General features: G+C 72.3%; 7 protein-coding genes. 1 reads left to right on the top strand and 6 read right to left on the bottom strand.

Going from position 1 to position 10,884, the window contains the following annotated elements:
• Window positions 1–47: 47 nt before the first annotated feature.
• The 4 genes from ndk to ileS all read right to left on the bottom strand — a co-directional run bounded on the left by ndk (window position 48) and on the right by ileS (window position 5,769).
• Window positions 48–464 (bottom strand): nucleoside-diphosphate kinase, encoded by a 417-nt coding sequence (gene ndk, locus ABL57_RS04555; protein ID WP_047802265.1) that lies wholly within the window; start codon window positions 462–464, stop codon window positions 48–50.
• Between the two features lie 43 nt (window positions 465–507).
• Window positions 508–951 carry a DUF4233 domain-containing protein gene (locus tag ABL57_RS04550; RefSeq protein WP_047802264.1) on the bottom strand — a complete coding sequence of 148 codons (444 nt, stop codon included), beginning with the start codon at window positions 949–951 and terminating at the stop codon, window positions 508–510.
• Between the two features lie 91 nt (window positions 952–1,042).
• Window positions 1,043–2,416 (bottom strand): folylpolyglutamate synthase/dihydrofolate synthase family protein, encoded by a 1,374-nt coding sequence (locus ABL57_RS04545; protein ID WP_047802263.1) that lies wholly within the window; start codon window positions 2,414–2,416, stop codon window positions 1,043–1,045.
• On the bottom strand, window positions 2,413–5,769 hold the full coding sequence (gene ileS / locus ABL57_RS04540) for an isoleucine--tRNA ligase (protein ID WP_047802262.1): 3,357 nt from the start codon (window positions 5,767–5,769) through the stop codon (window positions 2,413–2,415). The genes ABL57_RS04545 and ileS overlap by 4 nt, the downstream gene beginning before the upstream one ends.
• A gap of 341 nt (window positions 5,770–6,110) precedes the next feature.
• Here ileS and valS point away from each other — a divergent pair, with 341 nt between their 5' ends.
• On the top strand, window positions 6,111–8,747 hold the full coding sequence (valS, locus tag ABL57_RS04535; protein ID WP_047802261.1) for a valine--tRNA ligase: 2,637 nt from the start codon (window positions 6,111–6,113) through the stop codon (window positions 8,745–8,747).
• A gap of 103 nt (window positions 8,748–8,850) precedes the next feature.
• On the opposite strand, the gene ABL57_RS04530 is transcribed toward valS, so the two are convergent.
• Complete coding sequence (locus ABL57_RS04530) at window positions 8,851–9,447, bottom strand: DsbA family protein (RefSeq protein ID WP_047802260.1); 597 nt, start codon at window positions 9,445–9,447, stop codon at window positions 8,851–8,853.
• Window positions 9,448–9,514: 67 nt separating this feature from the next.
• Window positions 9,515–10,810: an ATP-dependent Clp protease ATP-binding subunit ClpX gene (clpX, locus tag ABL57_RS04525; RefSeq protein ID WP_047802259.1), complete on the bottom strand. Its 1,296-nt coding sequence runs from the start codon at window positions 10,808–10,810 to the stop codon at window positions 9,515–9,517.
• Window positions 10,811–10,884: the final 74 nt, after the last annotated feature.

The following is a 10,884-nucleotide window of genomic DNA, read 5'->3' as shown; positions in this document are numbered from 1 at the left end:
GCCCGCCTCCCTGCTGGGAGGCGGGCCGCCGTCGTCGCACCCGGCGCTCAGGCGAACCAGATGCCGATCTCGCGCTCGGCGGACTCCGGGGAGTCCGAGCCGTGCACGATGTTCTGCTGGACCTTCAGGCCCCAGTCCCGACCGAGGTCGCCGCGGATGGTGCCCGGCGCGGCGGTGGTCGGCTCGGTGGTCCCGGCCAGCGAGCGGAAGCCCTCGATCACCCGGTCGCCCTCGACGACGGCGGCGACCACGGGCCCGCTGAGCATGAACTCCACCAGCGGCTCGAAGAAGGGCTTGCCCCGGTGCTCCGCGTAGTGCTCCTCGAGCACGGCGCGCTCCGCGTGCAGCAGCCGCAGGTCGGCCAGCCGGTAGCCCTTGGCCTCGATCCGGGCGAGGACCTGGCCGGTGAGGCCGCGGGCCACCCCGTCGGGCTTGACGAGGACGAGGGTGCGTTCCGTGGTCATGAGGATCCTTCCGGAGGACGGGTCTGGGATGTCGGTGCCCAGCCTATCCGTCCGGGTGCTCGCGCTCCCACTGCGCCTGGGCCGCGTCGCGGGCGGCGTTCTCCCGGTCCAGCCGCGCCCCGGTGCGCACCGCGTACCACCACGCCAGGGCGGACAGCACGCCCACCACGAACATGGCGGGGAGCACGAAGCCCGTGGCGATGAGCACGACCTGCAGGACCCAGCCCAGGGTGTACCCCCAGGGGCGGCCCAGCACGGCGGGGGCCAGCAGCAGGACGACGGCGAGGACGCAGCCGCCCGCGAAGATCGCCGTGCGCGTGCTGTCCCCCGTGTCCCGGCCGAGGATCCCGTAGGCGGTCAGGGCGGCGAAGAAGGCGATGAACGCCTCCATGACCAGCACGGAGGAGGCGAACATCGTGCGGATCGAGCGGCGGGGGCGGGGCTGCCCGGGACGCCACTCGCGCTGGGCCTTGGTCATGCGTGCCACGGGGAACGGTTCCTCTCCTGCGGATGGGCCGGTGGAAGGGCCTGCGGATGGGCCGGCGGCGGGGCCGCCGGGTGCGGGGCGCGGTGCGCGGTCACAGGCCCAGCAGGGTCCGGGCCTCGCCGACCACCGTGATCGAGCCGGTGACGAGCACCGCGCCGTCGAACTCCGGGCGGCCGGCCGCGTCCTGGACCGCCTCGGCCACGGCGTCGTCGAGCGTGCCCACGGCGTGCACCACGTCCTCCGGGAAGCCGAGGTCCACGGCCAGCTCCGCGAGCTCCTGCGGGTCGACGGCCCGCGGCGAGGAGGAGCGGGTGAACCAGAACTCCGTGTGGAACTCCTCGTACTCGTCCAGCAGCACCCGCAGCATCGTCTCGGCGTCCTTCTCGTGCAGCACGCCCACCACCAGGTTGAGCTTGCCGAAGGTGAAGGCCTCCTTGAGGGCGGCGGCCGCGGCGGTGAGCCCGTGCGGGTTGTGCGCCGCGTCGAGGAGCACCGGCGGGGCCTTTCGGGCCAGCTCGAGGCGCCCCGGGGACTCCACGGCGCCCAGACCGGCGCGCACCAGCTCGGGGTTGAGCTCCTTGTCGCCGCCGCCCAGGAACGCCTCCACGGCCGCCACCGCGGTCGCCGCGTTCTCCGCCTGGTGGACGCCGAACAGCGGCAGCAGCACCTCGGGGTAGCGCCCGGCCAGGCCCTGCAGGGAGAGCACCTGCCCGCCGACGGCCGTGGCGCGGGACTCCACGCCGAACTCGACGCCGCCGAAGCGGAACGGGACCCCCAGCTCGCGGGCCCGGGCCAGGAGCACCTCGGCGGCCTCGGGGACCTGCGGGGCGGAGACCAGGAACCCGTGGGGCTTGAGGATCCCGGCCTTCTCCGCGGCGATCTCCGCCACCGTGTCGCCGAGCATGTCGGTGTGGTCCAGGTCGATCGGGGTGACCACGGAGACCACGGCGTCGGCCACGTTCGTGGCGTCCCAGGAGCCGCCGATGCCGACCTCGAGCACCACCACGTCGACCGGCGCGTCGGCGAACACGGCGAACGCGAGCGCGGTGACCGTCTCGAAGTAGCTGAGCCGGGGCTCGCCGCGCTCGGCCAGCTCGGCGTCGACGAACCCCAGGTACGGGGCGATCTCGCCGTAGACCCGCACGAACGTCCCGTCGTCGACGGGCTCCCCGTCCACGCTGATCCGCTCGGTGACCCGGGCCAGGTGCGGGCTCGTGTAGCGGCCCACGCGCAGGTCGTGGGCCAGCAGCAGGGCCTCGATCATCCGGGCGGTCGAGGTCTTGCCGTTGGTGCCGGTCAGGTGGATGACCGGGGCGGCGCGCTGGGGCTCGCCGAGCACCTCCATGGCCCGGCGCACGGCGTCCAGGCGCGGGGCCATCCGGTTCTCGGGGGCGCGCTCCAGCAGCCGGGCGTAGACCTCCTCGACGGTCGACGCGTCCCCGGCCTCCGCGAACGGGGCGCTCATGCCTGCACCGTCCCGGCGCCGGTGGTGGCCGGGCTGGACGCGCCGAGCACGGCGACGTCCACGGAGGGCTCGCCCACCCGCAGCTCGAGCTCGGCGGCCAGCGTCTCGCCGGCCACGAGGCCCCGGTGGGCCTCCAGGGCGGCGACCGTGCGCTCGTCGGCGGTGACCACGGCGCGGATCCGGTCGGAGACCCGCAGGTCGGCGTCCTTGCGGGCCTGCTGGATGGCCCGCACCATGTCCCGGGCGGTGCCCTCGGCCTCGAGCTCGGGGGTGAGCTCGGTGTCCAGGACCAGGAAGCCGCCGCCGGGCAGCACGGTCACGGCGCGGGAGCCGGCCGCGGCGTCCGCGGCCACGACCGTCTCCAGCTCGTACTCGCCCTCGTGCAGCACGACCCCGCCGGCGGTCACGGTGCCGTCCTCGGCGGTGGACCAGTCCCCGGCCTTGGTCGCGCGGATCACCGTCTGCACGCCCTTGCCCAGGCGCGGGCCCGCCGCGCGGGCGTTGACCTTCAGCTGCTGGGAGATGCCGAACTGCTCCGCGGAGGCCTCCGCCGCGTCGAGCAGGGTCACCGACTTCAGGTTGAGCTCGTCGGCGACGATGTGCTCGAAGGTGCCCGCGAGCGCGTCGCCGCCGGGGACGACGACGGTCATCCCGGCCAGCGGCTGGCGCACGCGCAGCCTGTGGGCCTTGCGCAGGGCGGAGCCGGCCGAGCAGATGCCGCGGGTGGTCTCCATCCGCTGCACCAGGGCGGTCTCCGCCGGGAACAGCGACGCGTCCGGCCAGTCGGTCAGGTGCACGGAGCGCCCGGCCGTGAGCCCGCGCCAGATCTCCTCCGTGACCAGGGGCAGCAGCGGGGCGGCCACGCGGCAGACGGTCTCCAGGCAGGTGTACAGGACGTCGAAGGCGACGGTGTCCTCGTCGAAGAAGCGGTCCCGGGAGCGGCGCACGTACCAGTTGGTGAGGGTGTCCATGTAGGCGCGCAGGTGCTCGGCGGCACCGGAGACGTCGTAGCGGTCGAAGGCGTCCTTGACGTCGGTGACGAGCCGGCCGGTGGCCGCGAGCACGAAGCGGTCCATGACGTTGCCGGACTCGTGGCGGGTGCGCGCCTCGTACCCGGCGCCGCCGTTCGCGGCGTTCGTGTAGAGGCCGAAGAAGTGGTAGACGTTCCACAGCGGCAGCATCATCTGCCGCACGCCGTCGCGGATGCCCTGCTCCGTGACCACCAGGTTCCCGCCGCGCAGGATCGGGCTGGACATCAGGAACCAGCGCATGGCGTCGGCGCCGTCCCGGTCCAGGACCTCGTTGACGTCCGGGTAGTTGCGCAGGGACTTGGACATCTTCTGCCCGTCGGAGCCCAGCACGATGCCGTGGCTGATGACGTTGCGGAACGCGGGCCGGTCGAACAGCGCCGTGGCCAGGATGTGCAGGGTGTAGAACCAGCCGCGGGTCTGGCCGATGTACTCCACGATGAAGTCGCCGGGGTTGTGGGTCTCGAACCACTCCCGGTTCTCCATCGGGTAGTGCACCTGGGCGTAGGGCATGGAGCCGGAGTCGAACCAGACGTCCAGGACCTCGGGCACGCGGCGCATCGTGGAGCGGCCCGTGGGGTCGTCCGGATTGGGCCGGGTCAGCTCGTCGATCCACGGCCGGTGCAGGTCCACCTCGCCGCGGTCGTTGCGGGGCACCCGGCCGAAGTCGGCCTCCATCTCGGCCAGGGAGCCGTAGACGTCGCGGCGCGGGTGCTCGGGGTCGTCGGACTCCCAGACCGGGATGGGCGAGCCCCAGTACCGGTTGCGGGAGATCGACCAGTCGCGGGCGTTCTCCAGCCACTTGCCGAACTGGCCGTCCTTGACGTTGTCCGGGATCCAGTTGATCTGCTGGTTGAGCTCGACCATCCGGTCCTTGATGCGGGTGACCTCCACGAACCAGGAGGACACGGCCCGGTAGATCAGCGGGTTCCGGCAGCGCCAGCAGTGCGGGTAGGGGTGCTCGTAGGTGGCCTGGCGCACCAGCCGGCCCTGGGCCCTGAGGTCGCGGATCACCGTGCGGGCCACGTCCTTGTCGAAGACGTTGCGCCCGGCGATCCCGGCCAGCGGCGCGCCCGGGGCGAGCCGCTCGTCGGCGAAGGTGCGGTGGAAGACGCCGGACTCGTCGAGGGAGAGCACCACGGGGATGTCGTAGCGCGCGCAGACGTTCTGGTCGTCCTCGCCGTAGGCCGGGGCCTGGTGGACGAGCCCCGTGCCGTCGGTCGTGGTGACGTAGTCGGCCACGACGAACTGCCAGGACGTGCCCGTGCCGAAGCGCTCGGCGTCGGCGTAGTAGTCCCACAGCCGCCGGTAGCGCAGCCCCTCGAGGTCCGCCCCGCGGTGGCGGGCGGTCACGGCGGCCGCCGCCGCGGCCGCGGGGTCCTCCTCCTCGCCCCAGCCCAGGTCCTTGGCGTAGGCGCCCAGCAGCTCCTCGGCGATCAGGAAGCGGCGGCCCGCGAGCTCCCCGGCCCCGGGGACCACCGCGTAGACGATCTCCGGGCCCACGGCGATCGCCTGGTTGGTCGGCAGCGTCCACGGCGTGGTGGTCCAGGCGAGGGCCTCCACCCCGGCCAGCTCGGCGGCCAGTTCGGGCCGGACCGCCCAGGAGGCGTCGTCGAGCACGGGGAAGGTGACGGTGACGGTCTGGTCCTGGCGGTCCTGGTAGACGTCGTCGTCCATCCGCAGCTCGTGGTTGGACAGCGGCGTCTCGTCCTTCCAGCAGTAGGGCAGCACGCGGTAGCCGGAGTAGACGAGGCCCTTGTCGTCGAGCGCCTTGAACGCCGCGATCACGGACTCCATGTACTCGGGGTTGAGGGTCTTGTAGTCGTTGTCGAAGTCCACCCAGCGCGCCTGGCGGGTCACGTAGTCCTGCCACTCGGAGGCGTACTTCATCACGGAGGACCGGCAGGCGTCGTTGAACGCCGCGACGCCCATCCGCTCGATCTCCTCCTTGTCGGCCATGCCCAGCTGCTTCATGGCCTCCAGCTCGGCGGGCAGCCCGTGGGTGTCCCAGCCGAAGCGGCGCTCCACCCGGCGGCCCTGCTGGGTCTGGTAGCGGGCCACGAGGTCCTTGACGTAGCCGGTGAGCAGGTGGCCGTAGTGGGGCAGGCCGTTGGCGAAGGGAGGGCCGTCGTAGAAGACGAACTCGTTGGAGCCGTCCCGGCCGGGATCGCGCTGGTCCACGCTGGCCTGGAAGGTGCGGTCCTGCGCCCAGTAGGCGAGGACCCGCTCCTCGACGGCCGGGAACGCGGGCGCCGCGGGCACGCCGCGGGCGGCGGGGTCGGTGGTCGCCTTGGGGTAGACGGGCTGGTCTGACACGGGGTCCATCCTCGTTCTGACGTCGGTGCTGCTCGTGCGGGTCAGGGAGCAAGGACGCTGCCGGCCGGTCGCCCGGGACGGAACGCGGTACCACCTCGCTTGCGGTCCGCTTCCCCGGGAGCATCCCCGGGGCGGAGGCGGGCCGCCGCTCGTTGACTGCTGTGACGGGCTTACCCGTTCGGTTCTACTGGGGTCCCTCCCGCGGCGGGCGGGACCTGTTCTTCCGAAGGCTCCCCGGTGATGGCCGGATCGACGCCGTGATGACTGCCCCCAGCTTAACCCACGCGCGGGCCGGTGCCGAGGCCGGGGCTCCCCCGGACCGGGCCGGGCCTCATGAGAGACTGGTCCGCATGGCTGACAACACGCAGGGCACAGACACGCCCGCACCGACGACCGTGACCGTTCCCGACAAGCCCGCGCTGGAGGGACTGGAGCAGACGTACTCGCGGAAGTGGCGCGAGGAGGGCACCTTCGCGTTCGACGAGGACACGACCCGCGAGCAGGTCTACTCGATCGACACTCCCCCGCCGACCGCCTCCGGCTCCCTCCACGTCGGCCACATGTTCTCCTACACGCAGACCGACGTGATCGCCCGCTACCAGCGGATGAGCGGCAAGAACGTCTTCTACCCGCTGGGCTGGGACGACAACGGCCTGCCCACCGAGCGGCGGGTGCAGAACTACTACGGCGTGCGCTGCGACCCCGCCCGGCCCTACGTGGAGGGGTACCGCCCGCCGGAGAAGCCCGCGAAGAACCAGCGCGACTGGGACGTGGTCTCCCGCCGGAACTTCATCGAGCTCTGCGAGGAGCTGGCGGTCGAGGACGAGAAGGTCTTCGAGCACCTCTTCTCCACCCTGGGCCTGTCCGTGGACTGGACCCGCACCTACCGCACGATCGACGCCCGCTCCCGGGCGGTCTCCCAGCGCGCCTTCCTCGAGGACCTGGCCGCGGGCCACGCCTATCTCGCCGAGGCCCCCACCCTGTGGGACGTCACCTTCCGCACCGCCGTGGCCCAGGCCGAGCTGGAGGACCGGGAGCGGGAGGGCTTCTACCACCGGGTGGCCTTCCACCGGCCCGACGGCGGGACCGTCCACATCGAGACGACCCGCCCCGAGCTGCTGCCCGCGTGCGTGGCCCTCGTGGCCCACCCCGACGACGAGCGCTACCAGCCGCTGTTCGGCACCACGGTGCGCTCTCCGCTGTTCGACGTCGAGGTCGAGGTCCGGGCGCACCCCCTGGCCAAGCCGGACAAGGGCTCCGGGATCGCGATGATCTGCACCTTCGGCGACCTCACCGACGTCACGTGGTGGCGGGAGCTGGAGCTGCCGACCCGCGCGCTGGTCGGCCGTGACGGCCGCTTCGCGAACGAGACCCCGGAGTGGATCGCCGCCGGGTCCCCGGCCGAGCACTACGCCCGGGTGGCCGGCCGGACGGTGTTCTCCGCCCAGCAGGCCGTCGTGGAGATGCTCCACGAGTCCGGGGACCTGGCGGGCGAGCCGCAGAAGGTCGTGCACCCGGTGAACTTCTACGAGAAGGGCGACAAGCCCCTGGAGGTCGTCACCTCCCGCCAGTGGTACATCCGCAACGGCGGCCGCGACGCCGAGCGCCGCGAGGCGCTGCTGGCGCGGGGCCGGGAGATGGACTGGCACCCCTCGTTCATGCGCTCCCGGTACGAGAACTGGATCGAGGGGCTCAACGGCGACTGGCTGATCTCCCGCCAGCGCTTCTTCGGGGTCCCGTTCCCGGTCTGGTACCGCCTCGACGGCGACGGCAACCCGGACTACGACGCTCCCGTCCTGCCCGCCCACGACCAGCTGCCGGTGGACCCGGCCGCCGAGCCGGCTCCCGGCTTCGACGAGTCCCAGCGGGACCAGCCGCACGGCTTCACCGGCGACCCGGACGTGCTCGACACCTGGGCGACGTCCTCGCTGACCCCCCAGATCGCCACCGGCTGGGCGTTCGACGAGCAGCTGCACGCCAACACGTTCCCGATGGACCTGCGGCCGCAGGGCCACGACATCATCCGCACCTGGCTGTTCTCCACGGTCGTGCGCTCGGAGTCGCTGGCCGGCACGGTGCCCTGGACCAACACCGCGCTCTCCGGGTGGATCCTCGACCCGGACCGCAAGAAGATGTCCAAGTCCAAGGGCAACGTGGTCGTCCCCACGGAGGTGCTCGAGAACTACGGCGCCGACGCGGTGCGCTACTGGGCCGCCTCGGCCCGCCTGGGCGCGGACACCGCCTACGACGAGGGGCAGATGAAGATCGGCCGCCGGCTGGCGATCAAGCTGCTCAACGCCTCGAAGTTCGTCCTCGCCCAGGGCGTCACGGAGGCGTCCGTGCTCGGCGCCGGGGCGTCCGCCGACGTGCTGACCGAGCCCCTGGACCGGGCGCTGCTCGCGCAGCTGCGCACCGTGGTGGAGCGCGCCACCCAGGCCTTCGCCGACTACGAGTACGCCCGGGCGCTGCAGCTCACCGAGCAGTTCTTCTGGACGTTCACCGACGACTACGTCGAGCTCGTCAAGGACCGGGCCTACGGGGCCCGCGGCGAGGCCGCGCAGGCGTCCGTGCACGCCGCGCTCGCCACCACCCTCGACGCCCTGCTGCGGCTGTTCGCCCCGGTGCTGCCCTTCGCCACGGAGGAGGTGTGGTCCTGGTGGCGCACCGGGTCCGTGCACCGGGCCGCGTGGCCGGCGGCCGACGCCTTCGCCGCGGCCGTGGACGGGGCCGACCCGGAGATCCTCACCACCCTGGGCGAGGCGCTGTCCGGACTGCGCAAGGCGAAGTCCGAGGCCAAGGTCAAGCAGCGCACCGCCGTGCGCTCGGCGACCATCGGCGCCGCCGCCGAGGACGTGGCCCGGCTCGAGGCCGGCCTGGACGACCTCCGGGCCGCCGGCAACGCCGCGCAGCTCTCGCTCGTGGCCGGGGACGCGGGCCTCAGCGTGCGCGACGTGGAGCTGGCCCCCGCCGAGGAGCCGGCTCGGTAGACGCCCCGGCCACGGAGGAAGCCCCCATGGCAGTCCATGGGGGCTTCCTCCGTGCCGGGTCCGGCGCGGCGCCGCTCCCCGGTGCCCGGGGCGTGGCGGAGGCTCAGGAGAAGACGGGGCCCTGCTCCCGCCCGCGCTTGAGCTCGTAGAACCCCGGGTAGGAGGCCAGCGCCAGGGAGCCGTCCCAGATCCTCGCGGCCTCCTCGCCCTTCGGGGCGGGGGTGAACACGGGACCGAAGAACCCGGTGCCGTTGACCGCGATGCAGGGGGTGCCGATGTCCTGCCCGGCGACCGCCCGCGCGGCCTCCGTGGAGGCCCGCAGCGCCCCGTCGAACTCCGCGGAGTCCTTGGCCGCCGCGAGCTCGGCGGGCAGCCCGACCTCCGCGAGCGACTCGGTGATGATCTGCTCCAGGTCCTCCATGCCGCCGGGGTGGCGGCGGGTGCCCATCGCGTCGTAGAGCTTCTTGCGCTGCTCGTCGCCGTGGGCGTCCGCCGCGGCCTCGACCACGCGCACCAGCCACATCGACTCCTCGTGGCCGTGGTGGTGGTTGTCCGGGTTCTCCTCGTTGAGGATGCCGAGCGAGATGATCCGCCACGTGACCTCCACGTCGCGGCGGGACTCCACCTCCTCCATCCAGCGGGAGGTCATCCAGGCCCAGGGGCACAGGGGATCGAACCAGAAATCGACCTTGTCCGTCATCAGCTTCCTCTCCTCGCGGGTGCGCCCGCCGGGACCGGCGGGCGCCTCACGGAGTACAAGCCACGGATCAGGCGGTTTTGTTCCGGTTCTGCTCCTCACGGATCATCTCGTGGGTGATGACCTCCGGCTCGGCCCGCTTGGCCACGGCCTCGGCGGTGACGAGCACGGCGGCGATGTCCTCGCGGCTGGGCAGCTCGAACATCACGGGCTGCAGGACGTCCTCGAGGATGGCGCGCAGCCCGCGGGCACCGGTGCCGCGCTGGATCGCCAGCTCGGCGACGGCCTCCAGCGCGTCCGGGTCGAAGGTCAGCTCGACGCCGTCGAGCTGGAACATCTTCCGGTACTGCTTCACCAGGGCATTGCGCGGCTCGGTGAGGATCCGGGTGAGGTCGGCGACGGTGAGCTCCCGCAGGGTGGTGACCACGGGCAGCCGGCCGATGAGCTCGGGGATCAGGCCGAACTTCAGCAGGTCCTCGGGCATGACGTCGGCCATCAGGTCCCGCCGCGGGCCGCTCTCCCGCAGCGCGGCGCCGAAGCCGATGCTGGTGTGCCCGGCGCGGGAGTCCACGATGTCCTCCAGGCCGGCAAAGGCGCCGGCCACGATGAACAGCACGTTCGTGGTGTCGATCTGGATGAACTCCTGCTGGGGGTGCTTGCGCCCGCCCTGCGGCGGCACCGAGGCCACGGTGCCCTCGAGGATCTTCAGCAGTGCCTGCTGCACGCCCTCCCCGGAGACGTCGCGGGTGATGGAGGGGTTCTCGGACTTGCGGGAGATCTTGTCGATCTCGTCGATGTAGATGATGCCCGTCTCGGCCCGCTTGACGTCGTAGTCCGCGGCCTGGATGAGCTTGAGGAGGATGTTCTCCACGTCCTCGCCCACGTAGCCCGCCTCGGTGAGGGACGTGGCGTCGGCGACGGCGAAGGGGACGTCGAGCCGGCGGGCCAGCGACTGCGCCAGGTAGGTCTTGCCGGAGCCGGTGGGCCCGACGAGCAGGATGTTGGACTTGGCGATCTCCACGTCCTCGTCACCGGCCGCGGTGGCCAGGGACAGGGGCTTGCCGTTCTCCCCGGCCCGGACCCGCTTGTAGTGGTTGTACACCGCCACGGACAGCGCCCGCTTGGCCGTCTCCTGCCCGATGACGTACTGGTGCAGGTGCTGGTAGATCTCGTGGGGCGTGGGCAGCTCCTGCTGCTCGAGGTCCTTGACCTCGCTCAGCTCCTCCTCGATGATCTCGTTGCACAGCTCGATGCACTCGTCGCAGATGTAGACGCGTGGGCCCGCGATGAGCTTGCGGACCTGCTTCTGGCTCTTGCCGCAGAAGGAGCACTTGAGCAGATCCGCGGTCTCGCCGATGCGCGCCATGAATGAGTCCTCTGGTCGGGTACGGAAATCCTCGTCCAGGATAGGCGAGGACCGGGGCCCGCCCCAACACCGGG

This window comes from Kocuria sp. SM24M-10 (genome assembly GCF_001027955.1).
GTDB lineage: Bacteria > Actinomycetota > Actinomycetes > Actinomycetales > Micrococcaceae > Kocuria > Kocuria oceani.
The sequence above is the reverse complement of the archived record's forward strand: the minus strand, read 5'-3'. Positions and strand labels throughout refer to the sequence as shown.